Below are 20,363 nucleotides of genomic sequence, written 5' to 3'. Positions count from 1 at the left end.
GGGGCGCGATGTGCTAGACTGGGGGTTTCATGGTCGACAGGAGGCACAGCATGATCATGCGCATATTTCAGGTCACCACCCATCCCGGCAAGGAAGCGGAGTTTGCCCGGTTCTTTCATGACACCGCCATTCCGTTGATGCGGGCGACCGACGGCATCGTCGAGGTGCTGCCCGGCGCGCCGCGCGCCGATCATCCGCGAGACTTCGCCTTCGTGATGGTCTGGCGCGATCTCGACGCGCTCAAGGCCTTTGTCGGCGAGAATTACGACAGCCCGCATATCGCCCCGGAAGAGGCCGAGCTGGTGGCGGCGCGCCGTATCGCGCATTACGATCTGGTTCAGGCCTGACGGACGCAGTTGCGGGCCTCCGCGACCCGATACGGAGACTGCCGTCGGGCCTTACCGCCCGCGCCAGATCCAGCCGCCGCCCAGCACCCGTGTGCCGCCGGTTTCGTAGAAAACGCAGGCCTGTCCGGGCGAGACGCCTTCCTCCGGCGTCAGCAGTTCCACCTCGGCCTCGGTCTCCGACAGCGGCCGCAGCAACGCGGCGCGCGGCGGCCGAGTCGAACGCACCTTGACCGAGATCTCGCGCTCTTGCATGTCGGCAAAGCCGCCACCGCCCAGCCAGTTGACCTCGCGCACCGGGATGGTGCGGGTCGAGAGCATCTGCTTGGGGCCGACAACCACCTGCTTGGCCTCGACATCGAGCCTGACCACGTAAAGCGGCTCGCTCAGCCCGCCGATGCCCAGGCCGCGACGCTGGCCGATGGTGTAATGGATCACCCCGGCATGGTCGCCCAGCACCCGGCCATCGGCATGCACGATCTGCCCCGGTTCGGCCGCGCCGGGGCGCAGTTTTTCGATAACCGATGCGTAGTTGCCGTCTGGCACGAAGCAGATGTCCTGACTGTCGGGTTTGTCGGCCACCGGCAGCCCGTGTTTGGCCGCCAGCCTGCGGGTGTCTTCCTTGCTCTCCAGATGGCCCAGCGGAAAGCGCAGGTAATCGAGCTGTTCCTGGGTGGTGGAGAACAGGAAATAGCTCTGATCGCGCACCGTATCGGCGGCGCAATGCAGCTCGGCGCCAGCCGCGCCCATCTTGCGCTGGATGTAATGGCCGGTGGCCATGCAATCGGCATCGAGATCGCGCGCGGTTTCCAGCAGATCCTTGAACTTGACCCGCTCGTTGCAGCGGATGCAGGGCACCGGGGTGGCGCCGCCCAGGTAGCTGTCGGCAAACTCGTCCATCACCGCATCGCGAAAGACGTTCTCGTAATCCAGCACGTAATGCGGAAAGCCCATTTCCTCGGCCACCCGGCGGGCATCGTGGATGTCGCGGCCGGCGCAGCAGGCGCCTTTCTTGGCCAGGGCCGCGCCGTGATCGTAGAGTTGCAGGGTGATGCCCACCACGTCATAGCCCTCGCGCGCCAGCTCGGCGGCGACGACAGAGCTGTCGACCCCGCCCGACATCGCCACGACGACGCGGGTCTGCGAGGGGGGCTTGGCAAAGCCGAGGGAATTGAGCGTCTCGGTGGCAAGGGCGGACATGCGAATCTCCATTTCGGAAGTCCGCGAGAATATAGGAAAATCCGAGACACTCTCAAGACCGGCTTTCACCGGCGGTTAAACACCTCCGCCCATGCTCGGGACAAATGAGCTGGACGAGAACGCCATGTACCTGAAGAAAGTCGATGGTCCCCGTGCCGTCACCTTGCCCGATGGCACGGTGATGACGCGCGCCGATCTGCCCGCGGCACAGACCCGCCGCTGGGTCGCTTCGCGCAAGGCGGCGGTGGTGCGCGGGGTGATCTACGGGCTGATTTCGCAGGAAGAGGCACAGAAACGCTATGCAATCTCGGCCGAGGAATTTAGAGAATGGGTAACGGCCGTCACACAGTTCGGCGAAGACGCTTTGAAAGCAACCGCTGTGCAGAAATACAGACAACCGTGAGTTGTGCTATGCATGTTCTCCTGCTACGGTAACGGTCGGTTAACCTTTCTGCCACAGGTTATGATGATAACCGGGCTGTTGATTGGAGACAAGAAAATGCGAGTGTTGCTGGTTGAGGACGATCCAACGACGGCCAAGAGCATCGAATTGATGTTGACCCATGCCAATCTCAATGTCTATTGCACCGATCTCGGGGAAGAGGGGATCGATCTTGCCAAGCTCTACGACTACGATCTGATCCTCCTCGATCTGGGGCTGCCGGACATGAACGGCCATGAGGTGCTGCGCCAGCTGCGCCTGGCGCGGGTGGAAACGCCGATCCTGATCCTTTCGGGCGCCGACGATACCGACAACAAGCTCAAGGGGTTCGGCTTTGGCGCCGACGATTACCTGACCAAGCCGTTTCACCGCGAAGAGCTTGTGGCCCGCATCCACGCCATCATCCGCCGGTCCAAGGGGCATTCGCAATCGGTCATCCACACCGGCCAGGTCTCGGTCGACCTCGATGCCAAGACGGTGGAGGTGGCGGGGCGGCCGGTGCATCTGACCGGCAAGGAATACCAGATGCTCGAATTGCTCAGCCTGCGCAAAGGCACGACCCTGACCAAGGAAATGTTTCTCAACCATCTTTATGGTGGAATGGATGAACCGGAGTTGAAAATCATCGACGTTTTCATTTGCAAACTTCGCAAGAAACTCAGCAATGCCACCGGTGGCGACAATTACATCGAGACCGTCTGGGGCCGGGGCTATGTGCTGCGCGATCCCAGCCCGAGCGAGCTTGACGGCGGCGACCGTCTTGCCATCGGCGCCTGACCGGATACCGCGCAAACCGACTGGACCCTGTGCCGCCCGCGCCCTATCACTTGGGAAGCTTTGCGGGGGGTTAGATGACGCGCGAGATTGCAGTTTCCGAATTGACCGAAGATCAGGCACGCGAGGAACTCGCGGCGCTGGCCGAGGCGCTGACTGCGGCCAATCTGGCCTATCACGGCGCCGATGCGCCGGAGATCACCGACGCCGATTACGATGCGCTCAAACGCCGCAACGCCGAGATCGAGACGCGATTCCCGGAATTGAAACGGGCCGACAGCCCCTCTGATCAGGTCGGTGCCGCCCCGGCCGAAGGCTTTGCCAAGGTCCGCCACCAGGTGCGGATGATGAGCCTCGGCAATGCCTTCGACGATGCCGACGTGCTGGAATTCGACGCCAGCATCCGCCGCTATCTGAACTGGCCCGCCGATGCCCAGCTGGCCTATACCGCCGAACCCAAGATCGACGGCCTCTCGCTCTCGCTGCGCTATGAAAACGGCACGTTGGTCACTGCCGCCACCCGAGGCGATGGCGAGACGGGCGAGAATGTCACCGTCAATGCCCGCACCATCGACACCATCCCCGAGGTGCTCACCGGCGCGCCCGAGGTGCTCGAGGTGCGCGGCGAGGTGTACATGCGCCACGCCGATTTCGAGGCGCTCAACAAGCGCCAGGTCGAACGCGGCGGCAAGACCTTTGCCAATCCGCGCAATGCCGCCGCCGGCTCGCTGCGTCAGCTCGACCCCGAGATCACCCGCGACCGGCCGCTGGCCTTTTTCGCCTACAGCTGGGGCGTGCTCTCGAACCCGCTGGCCGAAACGCAATCGGGCGCCATCGAAAGGCTGGCGGAGCTGGGGTTTCAGACCAATGCGCTCACCCGCCGCTGCGACACCCCGGCAGAGATGATCGCCCTCTACCGCGAGATCGAGGAACAGCGCGCGACGCTGGGCTATGACATCGACGGTGTGGTCTACAAGATCGACCGGCTCGACCTGCAAGAGCGGCTGGGGTTCCGCTCGACCACGCCGCGCTGGGCCATCGCGCATAAATTCCCTGCCGAACTGGCCTGGACGCGGCTCGAGGCGATCGACATCCAGGTCGGTCGTACCGGCGCGCTCAGCCCGGTGGCGCGGCTGACGCCGGTAACGGTGGGCGGTGTCGTCGTCTCCAACGCGACGCTGCACAACGAGGATTACATCGCCGGGCGCGACAGCCGCGGCGGCGAAATCCGCGGCGGCAAGGACATCCGGATCGGCGACTGGGTGCAAATCTATCGCGCCGGCGACGTGATCCCCAAGGTGGCCGATGTCGACCTGTCCAAACGCCCCGAGGACACCGCCCCCTATGTCTTTCCGGAGACGTGCCCGGAATGCGGATCGGAGGCCGTGCGCGAAGAAGGCGACGCCGTGCGCCGATGTACCGGCGGGTTGATCTGCCCGGCGCAACAGATTGAAAAGCTGAAGCATTTCGTTTCGCGCTCGGCATTCGACATCGACGGTCTCGGCGCTAAACAGGTCGAGCAATTCTATCGCGACGGCTGGATCGCCGAGCCGGCCGATATCTTCACCCTGCGCGCGCGTTTTGGCCAGGGCATGCAGCAGCTGAAAAATCGCGAGGGCTGGGGCGAGAAATCGGCGCAGAAGCTGTTCGATGCCATCGACGAGCGGCGCAAGATTGCGCTGGGCCGGGTGATCTTCGGCCTTGGCATCCGCCATGTCGGCGAACAATCGGCCAATCTCCTGGCCAGCCATTATGGCGCCTGGGCCAGCTTTGACCGCGCGATGACCGAGGCGCAGCCGATGGAGGGCCCGGCCTGGGACGATCTGCTCGGCGTCGATGGCGTGGGCCAGGTCATGGCTGCCTCGCTGGTCGCCGCCTTCGGGCAAGAGGCCGAGCGCGCGGCAATCGACAGGCTGGTGGCGCAGCTTGATATCCAGGACGCGGCCAGGCCCGCGGTCGAGGGCAGCCCGGTGGCCGGCATGACCATCGTCTTTACTGGCAGCCTCGAAAAGATGACCCGCGCCGAGGCCAAGGCCCGGGCCGAGGCCCTGGGCGCCAAGGTCTCGGGGTCGGTGTCGAAAAAGACCGATCTGGTGGTCGCCGGGCCGGGGGCCGGATCGAAGGGCAAGAAAGCCGCCGAACTGGGGATCGACATGCTCGACGAAGACGGGTGGCTGGCCCTGATCGGCGCATGAGCAGCCGGCCCGAGCCGCTTTTTCCGCTGTTTGCGGATCTCGAGACGCTGCCCGGTGTCGGCCCCAAGATCGCCAAGTCGCTGGCCGGGCTGGCGATCGAGGCCCCGCGCGACCTGTTGTTCACCCTGCCGCATTCCGGCATCGACCGGCGCAAGCGCGACACGGTGCAGGGCGCCGATCTGCCCGGCGTGGTCACCGTCGAGGTCGAGATCGGCCGCCATGCCGCGCCGCGCAGCCGTTCCGGCGCCTATCGGATCACGGTGCAGGACGCGCAGACCTCGTTCCAGCTCGTCTTTTTCCATGCGCGGGGCGATTATCTGCGTAAAATTCTCCCCAGTGGCGCGCGCCGCGTAGTCTCGGGCAAGGTCGAATTGTTCGACGGCATCGCCCAGATGGTGCACCCCGATCACATCCTGCCGGTGGAAGAGGCGCATGACATCCCCGATTTCGAGCCGGTCTATCCGCTGACCGCCGGGGTGACGCAGAAGGTGATGCACAAGGCGGCGCAGGGGGCGCTGGCCCGGGCGCCCGAGCTGGCGGAATGGATCGAGCCCTCGCTTCTCGGGAAAGAGGGCTGGCCTTCCTGGGGCGAGGCGCTGAGCCAGGCGCATGCCCCGACGGATGCGGCGACGCTTTCACCGGGGCATCCGGCGCGGGTGCGTCTGGCCTATGACGAGCTTTTCGCCCATCAGATGACCCTGGCACTGGCCCGGCAGAACCGCCGAAAAGCGGCCGGGCGGGCCAGTTCCGGAACCGGGGGCTTGCAGGGCAAAGTATTGAAATCCTTACCTTATGCGCCCACCGGAGCACAGACCCGGGCGATTGCGGATATCGCCGGCGATATGGCGCGCGACAAGCGGATGAACCGGCTGTTGCAGGGGGATGTGGGCGCCGGCAAGACCCTGGTCGCCTTCATGGCGCTGCTGATCGCGGTCGAGGCGGGCGGGCAGGGCGTGATGATGGCGCCGACCGAAATCCTGGCTCGGCAGCATCTCGAGGGGTTGCAACCCTTGGCGGCAAGCGCCGGTGTGGTGCTCGAGCTGCTGACCGGGCGGGACAAGGGCGCCGAGCGGGCGGCCAAGCTGGAGGCGTTGAAAAACGGGAAAATTCAGGTGCTTGTCGGCACCCACGCGGTGTTTCAGGAGGATGTGGCCTTTTGCGATCTGCGCCTGGCCGTCATCGATGAACAGCACCGCTTCGGCGTACGGCAGCGGCTGGCGCTGGGGGCCAAGGGCATTCTGGCGGATGTGCTGGTGATGACGGCGACGCCGATCCCGCGCAGCCTCGCGCTGGCGCAATATGGTGACATGGATGTCTCGGTGCTTGACGAAAAACCGCCCGGGCGCAAGCCGATCACCACTGCGCTGATCTCGACCGAACGGCTGGAGGAGGTGGTGGGCCGCATTCGGGCGGCGGCAGACGACGGGCGGCAGGTCTATTGGGTCTGCCCGCTGGTCGAGGAAAGCGAAACCTCGGACATGACCGCCGCCGAAGAGCGGTTCAAACGGCTGCGCGCGGCGCTCGGCGAGGCCCGGGTCGGGCTGGTGCACGGCCAGATGCCGCCGGCCGAGAAAGACGCGGCAATGGCACGGTTCCAGGCCGGCGAAACCTCGGTGCTGGTGGCGACCACGGTGATCGAGGTCGGCGTGAACGTGCCCAATGCCACCATCATGGTGATCGAACGCGCCGAGACCTTTGGCCTGGCGCAACTGCACCAGCTGCGCGGCCGGGTGGGCCGTGGCGATCAGGCCTCGACCTGCCTGCTGCTCTACCAGGCGCCGCTTGGCGAAGGCGGGCGCAAGCGGTTGGAAACGTTGCGCAATACCGAGGACGGTTTCATCATCGCCGAAACCGATCTGGAGATGCGCGGGGCCGGTGACGTGATTGGCACGGCGCAATCCGGTCTGCCGCGGTTTCGGGTGGCGGATGTGGAAAGCCAGACCGGTCTGATGGCCACGGCCCAGACCGACGCCCGCGCCTTGCTGACCACCGATCCGACGCTCGAGAGCGGCCGGGGACGGGCGGCGCGCGTTCTGCTCTGGCTGATGCGGCAGGATGAAGCCATTCGTTTGATATCAGTGGGTTAGCGTCTCCATTAGCGGTTTGTTCTCGGATGTTCTCAAAAAGTTCTTTACAGACCGTTGTCCATATGAGAACAAAGAGACAACACCGCAACGGAGACACGCCATGCACAAGAAAGTGACCAAGAGCCGCCGTCGTTTCGATCACAGCTTTCTGCACGACGCCATGGGCGCCGTTTCGCTTGTGTTTCTGTTGGTTGCGGGCCTGCATCTGCCGGCCTTTATCTGAAGGAATTTCCCTGCCTGCGCTCGCGTTCCGCGCGCCTGTCCGATCCGCGCGAACCTGCCTCTTCCCAATCCCCATGGGAGCTCGGGGTCTGCCTCAACACCCCCATTAGGACGCGAGCGCTTGCCTTGGCCGCCTTCTTCGGAAGGCGGCCTTTTTTTGTGCAATCAAAACCTGGATCGACGAGAGATCAGGCGGACACGGCCAGCGCCTCACGCGCGGCTTCGGCGGTGGCCTCGAGCGCCAGCAGGATCGAGGCGTGGCGGTTCTTGTACTCGCGCGCGGGCTCCAGCACCTCGAAACCGTCGAAGGGGGCGGCGGGGATAGGGCCGCCCTCTTTCAGCATGGCGCGCAGTTCCGCCTGGGCCTTTTCCAGTTCTTCGGGGCTGCGCCCGATCACCACCGAGCCCAGCACCGAGGCCGCCGATTGCCCCAGCGCACAGGCCTTGACGTCCTGGCCGAAGTCGGCGACGCGGCCCTCCTTCATCACCACGTCCACCGTCACCGTCGAGCCGCAGAGCGGCGAGCGTTTCTTGACCGTGGCCTCGGGCGCCGCCAGCCGTTCGCTGTGGGGGATATCCGAGGCCAGCGCCAGAATGCGGGCGGAGTAGAGCTTGATCAGATCGGTTTCGGCCATGAGGCTTTCTCTTTTGTCCTGCGTTTCTTAAATAGGCGTCCAGAGCGCTCTTGCAAAAGGTTTTTCGCCCATGTCCTTTGATCCTTCGACCTTGGTCTACAACGATGCCGGGCTGATTCCGGCGATTGCCCAGGACGCCACCAGCGGCGAAGTGCTGATGATGGCCTGGATGAACCAGGAGGCGGTGGCACGAACGTTGGCGACCGGCCGGGTGACTTATTGGTCGCGGTCGCGACAGAGCTTCTGGGTCAAGGGCGAGACCTCGGGCCATGTGCAGGAGCTGGTGAACCTGCGGATCGACTGTGATCGCGATTGCCTGCTGCTGACGGTGAACCAGACCGGGGCCGCCTGCCACACCGGGCGCCGCACCTGTTTCTATACCGAGGTGCGCAGCGGCGCCGAGGTCGAGCTGATGCAGCCGGAGCGCTGAGGGGGCTTTGCGCCCGTCCGCCAGGGCGGGTTCCCCAACGGTATTTTCAAACAGAAGCAGAGGCGGGCGGAAGGCCGACCATGGCGCGGAGGTCGGCCGGGCGCTTGCCCTCGCTGCGATAGAGCGCGATGGCGCGGGCGTCGTCGCGCTTGGCAAGGCGCTTGCCAGAGGCGTCGCGGATCAGCCGGTGATGGTGATAGCGCGGGGTCGGAAAGTCGAGCAGATGTTGCAGGACCACATGGATCGCGGTGGCATCAAAGAGATCCTGGCCGCGGATCACATGGCTGATTTCCTGATCCGCGTCGTCGACGACGATGGCCAGGTGATAGGCGGCGCCCATGTCGCGGCGGGCCAGAACCACATCGCCGACGCTGTCGATCATCTGCCGGGCTGTGACGGCGCGCGGGCCGGGGTAATAGGTTTCTTCGTGAAAAGCCGCCTCTCCAATGGCTTGCATGGCTTTCTTCATGTCGAGCCTGAGCGCCTGATCCTGCGGCATCGGGCCGCTGCGGGGCCGGTTCCGGCAGGTGCCGGGATAGATCAGCCCGTCGGGGCCAAAGCGCGGCGCGCCCTCCTGCGGGGCGTTGGCGGCGGCCTGAATGTCGCGCCGGGTGCAGGTGCAGGGATAGAGCAGCCCGCGGCGCCAGAGGCGCTCCAGTGCGGCGCGGTAGCGCGGGAGGCGGTCGGACTGGCGCCAGACCGGCGCGGGCCAGCTTAGCCCCAGCCAGTGCAGGTCGTCGCAGATCTGCGCCGCCCATTCCGGGCGGGCGCGGCTCTGATCGATGTCGTCGAGACGCAAGTGGAAGCTGCCGCCGGCCGCCTGCGCCGCGTCATAGGCCGTCAGCGCCGAGAAGGCGTGGCCCAGATGCAGCGGCCCGGTCGGCGAGGGGGCGAAGCGGGTGCGAAAGGCCACGGGGGTCAGGCGGCGCTGGCCATCGCGCCGAGCCAGTCCTGCCAGGCCGCTTTGGCGCGGTCGGTATAGGCCTTGTAGCGGTCCTTGCGGCCGCGGCGCCCGCCCTTGAGCCCGTCGACCGGGCGGAACAGCCCGAAGTTGACGTTCATCGGCTGAAAGGTCTTGGCCTCGGCGCCGCCGGTGATGTGGTGGATCAGCGCGCCCATGGCGCTGTCCTGCGGCACCTCGGGCAGCGGCCGGCCAAGGATTTCGGCGGCGGCCATGCGTCCCGCCAACAGCCCCATGGCGGCGCTCTCGACATAGCCCTCGACACCGGTGATCTGGCCGGCAAAGCGGATGTTGGGCCGCGATTTCAGCCGCATCTGCGCATCCAGCAGGGTCGGCGAGTTGAGGAAGGTGTTGCGGTGGATGCCGCCGAGCCGGGCAAAGCGCGCTTCTTCCAACCCGGGGATCATCCGCAGCACCTCGGTCTGGGCGCCGTATTTCATCTTGGTCTGGAAGCCGACGATATTGTAGAGCGTGCCCAGCGCGTTATCCCGGCGCAACTGGACGACCGCATGGGCCTTGACGTCGGGCTGATGCGGGTTGGTCAGGCCCACGGGCTTCATCGGGCCATGGCGCAGGGTCTCGCGGCCGCGTTCGGCCATGACCTCGATCGGCAGGCAGCCGTCGAAATAGCCGGCCGTCTCGCCGTCGTGGAACTCGGTCTTGTCGGCGGCGAGCAGGGCGTCGATGAAGGCCTCGTATTGGGCGCGGTCCATCGGGCAGTTGAGATAGGCCTTGCGCTCTTCCTCGGTCTCGCCCTTGTCGTAGCGCGACTGCATCCAAGCCTTGGACATGTCGATGCTCTCGGCATAGACGATCGGCGCGATGGCGTCGAAGAAGGCGAGCGCATCGGCGCCGGTCTCGGCGGCGATGGCCTGGCCCAGCGCCGAAGAGGTCAGCGGGCCAGTGGCGATGATCCACTGGCCGTCGCGCGGCAGCTCGGTGATCTCGCCATACTCCACCCGAACGTTGGGCAGCGCCTTGAGCGCCGCGGTCACATCCTCGGCAAAGGGGTCGCGGTCGACCGCCAGGGCACCGCCGGCGGGCAGGCGGTGACGGTCGGCGGTGGCCATGATGAGGCCGTCTGCCGCGCGCATTTCCCAATGCAGCAGGCCGACGGCGTTCTGTTCGTCGTCATCCGAACGGAAGGAATTGGAACAGACCATCTCGGCCAGATTGCCGGTGCGATGGGCAAAGGTTTCGACCTTGGGGCGCATCTCGTGGATCACCACATTGACGCCCAGTTGCGCGGCCTGCCAGGCGGCCTCGGATCCGGCCATGCCGCCGCCGACGATATGAAGCTCTTGTGTCATGCGCGCTCACATACGCCTTTTGGCGGGGCTGTCAAAGGGTCACTGCCGCCAGCTGGCGGGACGTTTATCCAGAAAGGCGCTGATGCCCTCGGTGGTATCGCGGTCGAGCATGTTCTCGACCATGACCTGGCCGGTATAGGCATAGGCCGCGTCGAGCCCCATCTCGGCCTGGGCGTAGAAGGCCTGTTTGCCGATGCGCACCGCCGTACCCAGCTTTTCGGCGACTTGTTCGGCCAGCGCCCGGGCCTCGGCCTCGAGCGCCTCGGCGGGCACGACGCGGTTGACGAGGCCCAGGGTCTCGGCTTCGTCGGCTTCGATGAACTGGCCGGTGGTGAGCATTTCAAAGGCCTTCTTGCGCGGGATATTGCGGGTCAGCGCCACCATCGGCGTCGAGCAGAACAACCCGATGTTGACGCCGTTGACGCCAAACCGCGTGCCCTCGGCCGCGACCGCCATGTCGCAGCTTGCCACCATCTGGCAACCGGCGGCGGTGGCGATGCCATGCACCTGGGCGATCACCGGCTGGGGCAGGCGGGTCAGCCCGGTCATCACGCTGGCGCAGCGGTCGAAGAGATCGGCGAAATAGGCCTTGCCACCATCTTCGGCCTGTCGCCCCCGGGTCATCTGCTTGAGGTCGTGACCGGCGCAGAACGCCTTGCCGGCGCCGGAGATCACCACCGCGCGAACGCTGGTGTCCGCGCGCAGGGCATCGATCTGGGCCTGGAGCTCGGCCAGCATTTCGTCGGACAGCGCGTTCAGCCGCTCGGGCGCGTTCATCCGCAAATGGGCCACGGCCCCGGTGTCGCAACGTTCCAAAATCGCCATCTTGCCCTCCCTTGGCCTGGGCGGCAGCCTAGCGTCACACAGCGCAAGAGGGAAGAATGACAATCGTCGTGAACGCCGAAGAGATGACAGAGTTTCTGAGCGAGGTCTTTCCGCAGGTCGAGGGGATGTTCTCCATCGACCGGCTCGACGAGGAGGTACTGGTGATGCGGCTGCATGCCTCGGAGCGGCACCTGCGGCCCGGCGGCACGGTCTCGGGCCCGGCAATGTTCGCGCTGGCCGATGTCGGCGCCTATGTTGCGACGATGTCGCGGATCGGGCGCCAGGCGCTGGCGGTGACAACCAATTGCTCGATCGATTTCATGCGCAAGCCTGCGGCGGGGGCGGATGTGCTGGGGCAGTTCCGGTTGTTGAAGATCGGCCGGGCGCTGAGCGTGGTGGATTGCCTGCTCTATTCCGAAGGCCAGGCGTCGCCGGTCGCCCGGGCGAACCTGACCTATTCGATCCCGCCCGGGCGCTGAGGCGCGCCCGGACCTGCGTCGGGGCTCTGGGCAAGGGACCACGAGGTCCCGGGGCGGGGCCCGGGACGGGGGCCTCACCTGGCGGCGGCAGAAAAAAGGCCCGGAGGCATCGCCCCGGGCCCAGGAAGAGGTCTGTCAGGAGAGGGATCTACCCCTGCCAGAACGGGCGAGCGGCCTCTCGTTCGGCCAGATCGCGCGTCACGCCGATGTCCCTGAGCAGGTGATCATCGAGATGTTTCAGCTTGGTGCGGGTGCGGTGGTGGGCCTCCCACTTGGCAATCGCCACGACCGCCTTGAGCGCCACCGATGCGATCGGGGTCAGGGGACGGCCGTCAAGAAAGCCTGCTGCCTGCGCTGGGGTCTGCTGGAGATGTGCCATGGGAGATCCTTTCGTGAATTGTATTGACACAATGCGGCGAATTGCCGTAGATAATTGATACATTGAACATGTGTAATGATCCATGGAAATATTGTGATGGATACAATTTCAATCGGTGATATTTCCGGCATGGACGGTCCGAAATATCGTGCCGTGGCCGAGTTGATCGGCAGCGCCATCGCCGAGGGCAAGCTTGCCCGGGGTGACAAGCTGCCGCCGGTGCGGGATCTCGCATGGGAGCTGAAAATAACCCCGGGCACGGTGGCGCGGGCCTATTCGGTTCTGACGGACAAGGGCGTGTTGCGGGCCGAGGTGGGGCGCGGCACCTTTGTGGCGGGGCAGGACGACAGGGCGGCGCCGGAGCCGCGCCTGCTGATCCGCAATCCGCCGCGCGAAACCGGGATTGTATCGCTTTTCAGCCCGCAATTGCCCGATGTCGGCCAGGTCGACGCGATCCGCCGCACCCTGCGCGAGGTGGCCGAGAGCGATGCGACCGATCTGCTCAACTATCCCTCCGCCGGCGCCTCCGACAGCGCGCGCCAGGCGGCGGCGCGCTGGCTCTCGACCGCGCGGCTGGGGCCGGTCGATCCCGACCGGCTGGTCTTTACCCATGGCGGACAGAATGCGGTGTCCTTGGTGATGCAATGCGTTCTGCGCGGGCGGCGGCCGGTTATTCTGGTCGAAGAGCTGTCTTATCCGGGTTTCCGCCGTGCCGCCGAACTGTTGCGCGCCGAGGTGGTGCCGGTGCCGATGGACGCCAGGGGGGTGATCCCGGAAGAGCTCGACCGGTTGGCGCGCACCCATGCGGCGCAGCTTTTCTGCACCTCGCCCGAGGTGCAGAGCCCGACCTGCCTGCACACCCCGCTCGACCGCCGCGAAGCCATTGCCGAGGTGGCGCGGGCGCGCGGGCTGAACATTCTGGAGGACGATTGTTACCGCCTGTCCGAAACGCGACTGCCCGGCTATCGCATGCTGCTGCCGGATCAGACCTGGTACATCGCTTCGATCTCCAAGCTGCTGACCCCGGCGCTGCGGGTCGGCTTTGCTGTGGCGCCGCGAGGCAGCGACACCACCCTGCGCCGCGCCGCCGAATACGGCTTTTTCGGCCTCTCGACCCCGCTGGCCGAGATGATCGGGCGTTTGCTCGGCGCGGCGTCGGCCGACAGGCTGGTGGCCGAGGTTCGCACCGAGGTGGAGCGTTACATTCGCGTCGGGGTGAATACCCTGGGCAGCTACGATCTGACTTGGAACCCCGATGTGCCCTTTTTCTGGCTGCGTCTGCCCGAGGGCTGGCGGGTCTCGGCCTTCTGCCAGGCAGCCGAGGCGCAGGGCCTCAAGATCCGCAGCGCCGAGGATTTCGCCATGCGCGACGCGAGGGTGCCCCACGCGGTACGCATCGCCGTCAATGCCGAGGTGACGCTGGCCTCTTTCGAGGATGCGATGCTGCGCCTGCGCCGGTTGCTGGACAAGCCGCCGGAAAATATCGGTGTCTGAATGGGGTATTTAGATACCTAATTTACAAGTATTTGAAATAGCTATATTAATTCGCGCTAACGCATCTTGACTGTGTCTTTGCAGTCTTTATAACCCGCCCATCGAATTTGGCGCCGGGGTCTCCCCGAGGCGTCGGAACTCAAGACCCAAGGGTAGACCCGATATGAAAACCTTCTCTGCGACTCCGGCAGACATCGAGAAGAAATGGATCGTCATCGACGCCGAAGGCGTGGTGCTCGGCCGTCTCGCCTCGATCGTCGCCACCCGCCTGCGCGGCAAGCACAAGCCTTCCTTCACGCCCCACATGGACTGTGGTGACAATGTCATCATCGTCAATGCCGACAAGGTTCAGCTGACCGGCAAGAAGCGCGAAGAAAACCACTATTGGCACACCGGCCACCCGGGCGGCATCAAGTCGCGCACCAAACAGCAGATCCTCGAGGGCGCCCACCCCGAGCGCGTCGTGACCCTGGCGGTCAAGCGCATGCTGCCGGGCAACCGTCTGGCGCGCCAGCAGATGACCAACCTGCGCGTCTATGCCGGCACCGAGCACCCCCACGAGGCGCAGTCGCCCGAAGTGCTCGACGTCAAGAACATGAACTCGAAAAACACCCGGGTGGCGAAATAATGGCTGAGCAAGTGAATTCCCTGGAAGACCTGAACGCCGTCACCGGCGGTGTCGAAGCCGTGACCGAGGTGGAAACCCCGCGCGAACCCGTCCGTGACGAGCTCGGCCGGGCCTATGCCACCGGCAAGCGGAAAGACGCGGTTGCCCGTGTCTGGATCAAGCCGGGCTCCGGCAAGGTCTCGGTCAATGGCCGCGAGCTGAACACCTATTTCGCGCGTCCCGTGCTGCAAATGATCCTGCGCCAGCCCTTTACCGTGGCCGGTGTCGAAGACCAGTTCGACGTGCAGGCAACCGTCAAGGGCGGTGGTCTCTCGGGTCAGGCCGGTGCGGTCAAGCACGGCATCTCCAAGGCGCTGCAACTTTACGATCCCTCGCTGCGCGGCGCGCTGAAAGCCGCCGGCTTCCTGACCCGCGACAGCCGGGTTGTGGAACGGAAGAAATACGGCCGCCGCAAGGCCCGCCGGAGCTTCCAGTTCTCCAAGCGTTAAGCTTTACGGACATGTATCGGAAAAGGCCGCCTTTCGGGGCGGCCTTTTTCATGCGCGGGGCGAGGGGGCTTGACGCGCGGCCCGCAACATCCGAAGGCACTGCCATGAGCGCATACGGAATAGAAGACGCGGGCCGATTGGCGCGGGTGGTAAGCGGGCAGGTGGATGCCGGCAAGCTGACGCTGTTTTCCACCATGAAGAACGAGATGGGCTTCCTGCCGGCCTTCCTGGCGCATCATCGGGCCATCGGCTTCGAGCAATTCCTGATCTTCGACGATGCCTCGGACGACGGCACCAGCGCCTATCTCGCGGCGCAATCGGATTGCGTGGTCATGCAATCCGATCTCAGCTTTGGCGATGAGATCACCTATCGCGACCCCGACGGCGAAAGCCGCAGGGAACGCGCCGGCACCTATTTCAAGATCGCCCTGCCGCATCTGTTTTTCGACGGCGCCTATGTCGCCTATGTCGATGCCGACGAATTCCTGCTGCTGCCGCCCGGGGTCAGTTCGATCTCCAAGGTGGTGACACGGCTTGCGGCCGAAGGCGCGCCCTCGGCGATTGCCACGGTGGTGGAATTCTTTCCGGAAAACGTTGCCGGGCTCTCGGGCGATCTGCCGAAAAGCTTTGACGGGCTGCTCGAGGCCTACCCGTATTTCCAGGCCGAAGCGCTTGTCGATCTGGTGCCGGGGCGCCAGCCGGAGCTCTTGGGGAAATCGAAAACAGCGCGTCTTTTCAAGCAATTCGATATCGAACCCAAGGTGGAGCGCCGGGGGCTTCAACGGCTTTACATGTCCTCCAGGGCGAAAAAGGCACAACAGTTCCAGAAGTCGCCGCGCCACAAGACGCCGCTGGTGTTGCGCAACGCCGAAAGCCGGCTGACCGGATCGCATTACGCCAATCTCGCGCCCAGCAGCACGGTGCTGCTGACCGTGGCGCATTTTGTCTTTACCGCGCAGTTCGCCGACAAGATCGCCCGCGCCAGGGCCTGGGGGGCGCATGCCAATGGCGCCTCGAAATACCGCTATTACGCCGAGCTTCTGGCTCGGATGCAGGCCCGCAAGGGCAGCTTTCTCGACGAGAACTCGCTGCGTTACGAGGGGCCGCAGCAGTTGATCGACGCCGGGCTCATGCGCTGGTGAGAAACCGCGCGCTGGGCCAGACCCGGGCGATCTGCGGCAGACGCCGGGCGACGGCGGCATAGACCGGGGCGTAATGCCGGGCGATTTCGGCGGTCAGGTCGTCAGAGATGCCACCGGCCGAGCCGCGGGCATTGACCTTTTGTCCCCCGGCCTCGGCCTCGGCCGGAACGCCGGCAAACGCCGCCAGATCGGCGATGCCCTCATGCGTGAACAGTTCTTCGAAAAGGCAGATGAACCGGTCTTGCGGTGCAAAGACCGTCTCCATCGCCTCGAGCGTCATGTCATAGCGCGTCCGCGCCGCGGCCTCTGCGCTGGCATAAAAGCCGCGCAGCCCGGCCTCGAAATCCGCCGGTTCCGGCGCCGTGCCCTTGTCGATGTCCATCCGGTAATGCGACCGGATGCGGGACACCGGGTCGCGCATCGAGAACAGGCATTTCACTGATATTCCGGGGCCTTCGAAGCCATCCTTGATCTTTTGCAGCAGCGGCGCGGGCAGGGCGGCATAGCTGGGGGTGATGTCGCCGGTCATTGTCACGCCGGGCCGGTTCAGCAACTGTTCGAAATAGGCGAAATACTGTTGCCGGTCGTGCTGCATCCGCCAGCGCAGATGGTCGGCCGGCTCGGTCATGCCCAGCCGCCGCTTGGCCTCGGCGCGCAGCATCTGAAAGCCCGAGGGCGCGGCCAGCCGGTAGCGGGCAAAGACCGAACCGAGGTCACTCTCCCAGATCTGATATTCACCGAGACGGCCGAAATCGGCGCCTTGCTGGCGGTTCAGATACGCCTGAATCCAGCTCGATCCGCATTTCTGGCCACCGAGGCCGAGGAAGAAGGTCTTGTCGCTCATGCGCCTGCCTTACGCGTCCGGTGGGATCAGGCCAAGACCCCTGAGGTAAATCCCGATGCCGGCCTCAAGCAGTTCTTCGGGCGGATAGGGGCTGCGGGTGCCGGGCGAGCCGCGGGCGAAAAGCTCGACCACCCCGTGGCTCAGGGCCCAGATATGCGCCGAGAACATCGCGGCGGGCGGGCGCTTGTCGGCGGGGATATGCTGCGACAGACCCTCGGCGGCCTTTTCCAGCACGCCGCGCGCCCGCGCCGAGGCGGCAGCCAGATCCGGTGTCTTGTTGACCGAGACGCCGCTTTCGAACATCGCGATGTAATGGCCGGGGTGCTTGCGGGCAAAGGCCAGATAGGCCCGGCCCGTGGCCTCGAAAGCGGCTAGCGCCGAGGGTTTGCCGCTGTCATAGGCGTAATCCATGACATCGGCGAAAATCTCGTAGCCCTGAAGCGCGGCTTCGGCAATCAGGTCCTCGCGCCCCTCGAAATGGCGATAGACCGCAGCCGGGGTGACGCCCGCCTGTTTTGCCGCCTCGGAGAGCGTGAAGCCCGTGGGCCCCCGGTCTTCGATCAGCTTCAGGGCGGCGTCGATCAGCGCCTGCCGCAGGTTGCCGTGGTGATAGCCGCGTTTAGGCATCTTGTGCGCGGGCCTGCCAGAGATCCGGCCCGCCGGCGATCAGCGGATCCACCGCCCCGATGGCGGCCGCGTCCTTGTTCGCATAATCGATCCGGTGCAGCACGGCGCGGATGGCATTGATCCGGGCGCGCCGCTTGTCGTCGCTGCGCACCACGGTCCAGGGCGCAATCCCGGTATGGCTGCGCTCGAAGGTTTCGGCGATGGCCGCGGTATAGGCATCCCAGCGCTTGAGCCCCTCGACGTCGATCCAGCTCAGTTTCCAATGCTTGAGCGGGTCGCTCTCGCGGCTGAGAAAGCGCCGCAATTGCTCGGCGCGGCCGACGTTGAGCCAGAGCTTGATCAGGATGATGCCGTCATCCAACAGCATCTTTTCGAAGTCGGGCACCTGCTGAAAGAAATGCGCGCGCTGCGCCTCGGTGCAGAAATCGAACACCTTTTCCACCACCGCGCGGTTGTACCACGACCGGTCGAACAGCACGATCTCGCCGGCGGTGGGCAGGCGGGTGACGTAGCGCTGAAAATACCATTGTCCGGCTTCCCGGTCCGAAGGTTTCGACAGTGCCACGACCTGGGCGACCCGGGGGTTCAGGTTCTCGCGAAAGCGCTTGATCGTGCCGCCCTTGCCGGCGGCGTCGCGGCCTTCAAAAACCACGGCCACCCGCGCGCCGCTGTCCTTGGCCCAGGCCTGAAGCTTGACCAGCTCGATTTGCAGCGCCTTCATCGCCTTGTCATAGGCCTTGCGCGGCATGCGGTCGGAATAAGGGTAGCCCTCCGACAGCATCTCGCCTTTCTCAGCGCGCCGGATGGCATCACGGATCGGCTTGGGGGCCTCGTTTTCGAAGTAGGTACTGATTGCACCGTCAAAAGGTTGTGCCATGGGGCCTCGCATATTTTCACGTAAATATGGCGTCTTAGGCCAGGTGTTGCAATGTTAATGCCCTTCACGAAGCCCGGCGCGGGCGGCGGCGCGGTGCACCGCCTGGATCACGGCATGCGGATCGGCGTGATGCGGCATGTGGCCGACACCGGGCATCCGCAGCAGGTCGGCATCGGGCGCCTGGCGGCTCAGCGGTTCGGAGTGGATCTCCAGCGGCACGATGGTATCGGCCTCACCGTGCAGGATCTCCAGCGGCATCTCGAGCCGGTGATATTGCTCCGACATCTCCACCACCTGCGGCCGCAGCCGGGTGATCTGGCGGGCATTGGCGCGCAGGCTGTCGCGGCGCATTGTCAGCCCGGCGCCGATGTGGCGGGCATAGCCCACAGGCACGCGTTGCGGCTTGAAAATCGCCTCGAGCGCGGCATGAACCCGGTCGAGCGGCGCGAAGGCGGTAATCAGCGGCACTACCAATGCACTGCCCAGGCGCGAGGAATTGACGTGGTACAGCGTGTCGAGCCCACCGGGCCAGGGATTTGATACCGCGCCCAGCAAGATCAGCCCGGCGGTCTCTTCGGGGCGTTCCAGCGCCCAGGCCAGCGCCACCGCGCCGCCGAAGGAATGGCCCAGCACCAGCGGCCTCGTCACGCCCAGCCGGTCGGCGGCCTTCTGTAACAGACGGGCCTGTTCGCCGGGGGTCTCACCCCGGTCGTGCAGCCGATCGGTCCAGCCCAGCCCCGGCCGGTCCAGGGCGATCACCCGGTAATGCTGCGCCAGAGGTTCGATCAGATCGAAGCTGAAATCGCGCAGATTGCCCGAGGCCCCATGGATCAGCACCAGATCGGGGCCGGCGCCGGTGACCAGCGCATGCACCGTGGTGCCGTCGATGTCGATCAGCTTGCCCGAGGGGCCAAACTGCGCCTCGGCTTCGGCCTCTCGCAGATCCGCCCGCCGGTCGATCAGGAACACGCCGCCGGCCAAGAGCGCCACGGTCAGCAGGGCGAAGGCGAGGTTGGCGATCATCTCAGCCCCGGAGGTCGGTCGACTTGGAACCGATTTCGGCCATGTCGAAGGGCGTCGTCAGATAGAGTTCGCTGATCCAGTTGCCGTAGAGCAGATGGGCATGACTGCGCCAGCGGTTCTGCGGCTTTTTGCTGGGATCATCGCCGGGGTAGTAGTTGCGCGGCACGTTGATCGCGGTGCCATTGGCAACGTCACGGTCGTATTCTTCCTTCAGCGTGCCGCTGTCATATTCGAAGTGATTGAAGATATAGAGCGCCCGGCGCTTCGGATCCTCGACCAGGCAGGGCCCGACTTCGTCGCTGCCCAACAGGGTACGCAGCCCGTTGGCGGCATCGATCTCGGGCTGGCGCATTTCGGTCCAGCGGCTGACCGGGATGACGAACTCGTCGGAAAAGCCGCGCAGGTAGGGCGAGGCGGGGTCGAGGTTTGTATGGCGGAAGCAGCCGAAGGCCTTGTGATCGAGGATATGTTTCTGCACCCCGTGGAAATAGTTGATCATCGCCATCCCGCCCCAGCAGACGCCAAAGGTGGAATGCACGTTGGTCTGGGTCCAGTCGAAGATCTGCGTGAGCTCTTCCCAATAGGTCACATCCTCGAACGGCAGATGCTCGATCGGCGCCCCGGTGATGATAAGCCCGTCGAATTTCCAGTCCTTCACCTCTCGGAACGGGTGGTAAAAGCTCTCCATATGCTCGGCCGAGGTGGTCTTGGTCTCGTGCTCGCTCATCCGGATCAGCGTTAACTCGATCTGCAAGGGCGAGGCGCCGATCAGCCGGGCGAATTGGGTCTCGGTGGCGATCTTCTTGGGCATCAGGTTGAGCAACCCGATGCGCAGCGGCCGGATGTCCTGATGCTCGGCCTGTTTCTCTGCCATGACCATCACACCCTCGCGCGAGAGCACGTCGAAGGCGGGCAGATCACTGGGCAGTTTCAGGGGCATCGGGTGTCCTTTCCTGT

23 protein-coding genes are annotated in these 20,363 nt (G+C 65.1%); 12 read left to right on the top strand and 11 right to left on the bottom strand.

Annotated features, from left to right (window positions below; all coding sequences use genetic code 11):
• The first annotated feature begins 50 nt into the window (after window positions 1-50).
• Window positions 51-347, top strand: a complete 297-nt coding sequence (locus BMW90_RS03765; RefSeq protein WP_048531062.1) for an antibiotic biosynthesis monooxygenase family protein — start codon at window positions 51-53, stop codon at window positions 345-347.
• Between the two features lie 51 nt (window positions 348-398).
• Here BMW90_RS03765 and mnmA read toward each other — a convergent pair whose 3' ends face one another.
• Window positions 399-1,544: a tRNA 2-thiouridine(34) synthase MnmA gene (mnmA, locus tag BMW90_RS03760; RefSeq protein WP_074835427.1), complete on the bottom strand. Its 1,146-nt coding sequence runs from the start codon at window positions 1,542-1,544 to the stop codon at window positions 399-401.
• A gap of 124 nt (window positions 1,545-1,668) precedes the next feature.
• On the opposite strand from mnmA, the gene sciP reads away from it, so the two are divergent.
• The 5 genes from sciP to BMW90_RS27150 all read left to right on the top strand — a co-directional run bounded on the left by sciP (window position 1,669) and on the right by BMW90_RS27150 (window position 7,265).
• The gene (sciP, locus tag BMW90_RS03755) at window positions 1,669-1,947 is read left to right on the top strand and encodes a CtrA inhibitor SciP (RefSeq protein ID WP_048533738.1); all 279 of its coding nucleotides are present in this window, start codon (window positions 1,669-1,671) and stop codon (window positions 1,945-1,947) included.
• Window positions 1,948-2,043: 96 nt separating this feature from the next.
• A complete protein-coding gene (gene ctrA / locus BMW90_RS03750) occupies window positions 2,044-2,763 on the top strand; it encodes a response regulator transcription factor CtrA (protein ID WP_048531066.1) in 720 nt (239 codons plus the stop codon).
• Between the two features lie 74 nt (window positions 2,764-2,837).
• Complete coding sequence (ligA, locus tag BMW90_RS03745) at window positions 2,838-4,955, top strand: NAD-dependent DNA ligase LigA (RefSeq protein ID WP_074835056.1); 2,118 nt, start codon at window positions 2,838-2,840, stop codon at window positions 4,953-4,955.
• Window positions 4,952-7,042 (top strand): ATP-dependent DNA helicase RecG, encoded by a 2,091-nt coding sequence (gene recG / locus BMW90_RS03740; protein WP_074835055.1) that lies wholly within the window; start codon window positions 4,952-4,954, stop codon window positions 7,040-7,042. The genes ligA and recG overlap by 4 nt, the downstream gene beginning before the upstream one ends.
• A gap of 100 nt (window positions 7,043-7,142) precedes the next feature.
• Window positions 7,143-7,265: a hypothetical protein gene (locus tag BMW90_RS27150; protein ID WP_274563014.1), complete on the top strand. Its 123-nt coding sequence runs from the start codon at window positions 7,143-7,145 to the stop codon at window positions 7,263-7,265.
• Between the two features lie 187 nt (window positions 7,266-7,452).
• Here the strand turns inward: BMW90_RS27150 and BMW90_RS03735 are convergent, their stop codons facing one another.
• Entirely contained in the window at window positions 7,453-7,899 is a 447-nt protein-coding gene (locus BMW90_RS03735) for an iron-sulfur cluster assembly scaffold protein (RefSeq protein WP_074835053.1), read from the bottom strand.
• A 70-nt stretch (window positions 7,900-7,969) separates the two neighbouring features.
• Between BMW90_RS03735 and hisI the strand changes: the two genes are divergently transcribed.
• Window positions 7,970-8,329 (top strand): phosphoribosyl-AMP cyclohydrolase, encoded by a 360-nt coding sequence (gene hisI / locus BMW90_RS03730; RefSeq protein ID WP_048531073.1) that lies wholly within the window; start codon window positions 7,970-7,972, stop codon window positions 8,327-8,329.
• A gap of 46 nt (window positions 8,330-8,375) precedes the next feature.
• On the opposite strand, the gene gluQRS is transcribed toward hisI, so the two are convergent.
• From gluQRS to BMW90_RS03715, 3 genes are read right to left on the bottom strand one after another with little or no spacing between them, the layout of a single operon-like run.
• Complete coding sequence (gene gluQRS / locus BMW90_RS03725) at window positions 8,376-9,242, bottom strand: tRNA glutamyl-Q(34) synthetase GluQRS (protein ID WP_074835052.1); 867 nt, start codon at window positions 9,240-9,242, stop codon at window positions 8,376-8,378.
• A 5-nt stretch (window positions 9,243-9,247) separates the two neighbouring features.
• A complete protein-coding gene (trmFO, locus tag BMW90_RS03720; protein WP_074835050.1) occupies window positions 9,248-10,600 on the bottom strand; it encodes a methylenetetrahydrofolate--tRNA-(uracil(54)-C(5))-methyltransferase (FADH(2)-oxidizing) TrmFO in 1,353 nt (450 codons plus the stop codon).
• A 39-nt stretch (window positions 10,601-10,639) separates the two neighbouring features.
• On the bottom strand, window positions 10,640-11,425 hold the full coding sequence (locus BMW90_RS03715; protein WP_074835049.1) for an enoyl-CoA hydratase: 786 nt from the start codon (window positions 11,423-11,425) through the stop codon (window positions 10,640-10,642).
• Window positions 11,426-11,481: 56 nt separating this feature from the next.
• Here BMW90_RS03715 and BMW90_RS03710 point away from each other — a divergent pair, with 56 nt between their 5' ends.
• A complete protein-coding gene (locus BMW90_RS03710) occupies window positions 11,482-11,904 on the top strand; it encodes a PaaI family thioesterase (RefSeq protein WP_048531079.1) in 423 nt (140 codons plus the stop codon).
• Window positions 11,905-12,052: 148 nt separating this feature from the next.
• Here the strand turns inward: BMW90_RS03710 and BMW90_RS03705 are convergent, their stop codons facing one another.
• A complete protein-coding gene (locus tag BMW90_RS03705; RefSeq protein WP_048531081.1) occupies window positions 12,053-12,283 on the bottom strand; it encodes a DUF1127 domain-containing protein in 231 nt (76 codons plus the stop codon).
• Window positions 12,284-12,379: 96 nt separating this feature from the next.
• Here BMW90_RS03705 and BMW90_RS03700 point away from each other — a divergent pair, with 96 nt between their 5' ends.
• The 4 genes from BMW90_RS03700 (at window position 12,380) to BMW90_RS03685 (ending at window position 16,035) form a co-directional block, all read left to right on the top strand.
• Window positions 12,380-13,777: an aminotransferase-like domain-containing protein gene (locus BMW90_RS03700; protein WP_048531083.1), complete on the top strand. Its 1,398-nt coding sequence runs from the start codon at window positions 12,380-12,382 to the stop codon at window positions 13,775-13,777.
• 163 nt (window positions 13,778-13,940) lie between these two features.
• Window positions 13,941-14,405, top strand: coding sequence for a 50S ribosomal protein L13 (gene rplM / locus BMW90_RS03695; RefSeq protein ID WP_048531085.1), 465 nt, complete (start codon window positions 13,941-13,943; stop codon window positions 14,403-14,405).
• Window positions 14,405-14,893 carry a 30S ribosomal protein S9 gene (gene rpsI, locus BMW90_RS03690; protein ID WP_048531087.1) on the top strand — a complete coding sequence of 163 codons (489 nt, stop codon included), beginning with the start codon at window positions 14,405-14,407 and terminating at the stop codon, window positions 14,891-14,893. The genes rplM and rpsI overlap by 1 nt, the downstream gene beginning before the upstream one ends.
• Before the next feature lie 104 nt (window positions 14,894-14,997).
• On the top strand, window positions 14,998-16,035 hold the full coding sequence (locus tag BMW90_RS03685) for a glycosyltransferase family 2 protein (RefSeq protein WP_170850508.1): 1,038 nt from the start codon (window positions 14,998-15,000) through the stop codon (window positions 16,033-16,035).
• Here the strand turns inward: BMW90_RS03685 and BMW90_RS03680 are convergent.
• Genes BMW90_RS03680 through metA form a run of 5 tightly spaced genes read right to left on the bottom strand, consistent with a single transcriptional unit; the run spans window position 16,022 to window position 20,346 of the window.
• Window positions 16,022-16,879 carry a hypothetical protein gene (locus tag BMW90_RS03680; RefSeq protein ID WP_074835046.1) on the bottom strand — a complete coding sequence of 286 codons (858 nt, stop codon included), beginning with the start codon at window positions 16,877-16,879 and terminating at the stop codon, window positions 16,022-16,024. The two genes, BMW90_RS03685 and BMW90_RS03680, sit on opposite strands and share 14 nt — an antisense overlap.
• Window positions 16,880-16,888: 9 nt before the next feature.
• On the bottom strand, window positions 16,889-17,506 hold the full coding sequence (locus BMW90_RS03675; RefSeq protein WP_048531093.1) for a TetR/AcrR family transcriptional regulator: 618 nt from the start codon (window positions 17,504-17,506) through the stop codon (window positions 16,889-16,891).
• A complete protein-coding gene (ppk2, locus tag BMW90_RS03670; protein ID WP_074835044.1) occupies window positions 17,499-18,383 on the bottom strand; it encodes a polyphosphate kinase 2 in 885 nt (294 codons plus the stop codon). The genes BMW90_RS03675 and ppk2 overlap by 8 nt, the downstream gene beginning before the upstream one ends.
• 54 nt (window positions 18,384-18,437) lie before the next feature.
• Window positions 18,438-19,406, bottom strand: a complete 969-nt coding sequence (locus BMW90_RS03665; protein ID WP_074835043.1) for an alpha/beta fold hydrolase — start codon at window positions 19,404-19,406, stop codon at window positions 18,438-18,440.
• Window position 19,407: 1 nt separating this feature from the next.
• Window positions 19,408-20,346, bottom strand: a complete 939-nt coding sequence (gene metA, locus BMW90_RS03660; RefSeq protein WP_074835041.1) for a homoserine O-acetyltransferase MetA — start codon at window positions 20,344-20,346, stop codon at window positions 19,408-19,410.
• Between the last annotated feature and the right edge of the window lie 17 nt (window positions 20,347-20,363).

This window comes from Marinovum algicola (assembly GCF_900109145.1).
Taxonomy (GTDB): domain Bacteria; phylum Pseudomonadota; class Alphaproteobacteria; order Rhodobacterales; family Rhodobacteraceae; genus Marinovum; species Marinovum algicola.
The sequence above is the reverse complement of the archived record's forward strand: the minus strand, read 5'-3'. Positions and strand labels throughout refer to the sequence as shown.

Coding starts and splice junctions, on each gene's coding strand:
- ligA (WP_074835056.1), top strand. CDS start 2,838: ATGACGCGCGAGATTGCAGTTTCCGAATTGACCGAAGATCAGGCACGC.
- BMW90_RS03765 (WP_048531062.1), top strand. CDS start 51: ATGATCATGCGCATATTTCAGGTCACCACCCATCCCGGCAAGGAAGCG.
- BMW90_RS03715 (WP_074835049.1), bottom strand. CDS start 11,425: ATGGCGATTTTGGAACGTTGCGACACCGGGGCCGTGGCCCATTTGCGG.
- hisI (WP_048531073.1), top strand. CDS start 7,970: ATGTCCTTTGATCCTTCGACCTTGGTCTACAACGATGCCGGGCTGATT.
- metA (WP_074835041.1), bottom strand. CDS start 20,346: ATGCCCCTGAAACTGCCCAGTGATCTGCCCGCCTTCGACGTGCTCTCG.
- BMW90_RS27150 (WP_274563014.1), top strand. CDS start 7,143: ATGCACAAGAAAGTGACCAAGAGCCGCCGTCGTTTCGATCACAGCTTT.
- rplM (WP_048531085.1), top strand. CDS start 13,941: ATGAAAACCTTCTCTGCGACTCCGGCAGACATCGAGAAGAAATGGATC.
- rpsI (WP_048531087.1), top strand. CDS start 14,405: ATGGCTGAGCAAGTGAATTCCCTGGAAGACCTGAACGCCGTCACCGGC.
- BMW90_RS03685 (WP_170850508.1), top strand. CDS start 14,998: ATGAGCGCATACGGAATAGAAGACGCGGGCCGATTGGCGCGGGTGGTA.
- ppk2 (WP_074835044.1), bottom strand. CDS start 18,383: ATGGCACAACCTTTTGACGGTGCAATCAGTACCTACTTCGAAAACGAG.
- BMW90_RS03675 (WP_048531093.1), bottom strand. CDS start 17,506: ATGCCTAAACGCGGCTATCACCACGGCAACCTGCGGCAGGCGCTGATC.
- BMW90_RS03735 (WP_074835053.1), bottom strand. CDS start 7,899: ATGGCCGAAACCGATCTGATCAAGCTCTACTCCGCCCGCATTCTGGCG.
- BMW90_RS03710 (WP_048531079.1), top strand. CDS start 11,482: ATGACAATCGTCGTGAACGCCGAAGAGATGACAGAGTTTCTGAGCGAG.
- BMW90_RS03700 (WP_048531083.1), top strand. CDS start 12,380: ATGGATACAATTTCAATCGGTGATATTTCCGGCATGGACGGTCCGAAA.
- sciP (WP_048533738.1), top strand. CDS start 1,669: ATGTACCTGAAGAAAGTCGATGGTCCCCGTGCCGTCACCTTGCCCGAT.
- trmFO (WP_074835050.1), bottom strand. CDS start 10,600: ATGACACAAGAGCTTCATATCGTCGGCGGCGGCATGGCCGGATCCGAG.
- BMW90_RS03665 (WP_074835043.1), bottom strand. CDS start 19,406: ATGATCGCCAACCTCGCCTTCGCCCTGCTGACCGTGGCGCTCTTGGCC.
- BMW90_RS03705 (WP_048531081.1), bottom strand. CDS start 12,283: ATGGCACATCTCCAGCAGACCCCAGCGCAGGCAGCAGGCTTTCTTGAC.
- ctrA (WP_048531066.1), top strand. CDS start 2,044: ATGCGAGTGTTGCTGGTTGAGGACGATCCAACGACGGCCAAGAGCATC.
- BMW90_RS03680 (WP_074835046.1), bottom strand. CDS start 16,879: ATGAGCGACAAGACCTTCTTCCTCGGCCTCGGTGGCCAGAAATGCGGA.
- mnmA (WP_074835427.1), bottom strand. CDS start 1,544: ATGTCCGCCCTTGCCACCGAGACGCTCAATTCCCTCGGCTTTGCCAAG.
- recG (WP_074835055.1), top strand. CDS start 4,952: ATGAGCAGCCGGCCCGAGCCGCTTTTTCCGCTGTTTGCGGATCTCGAG.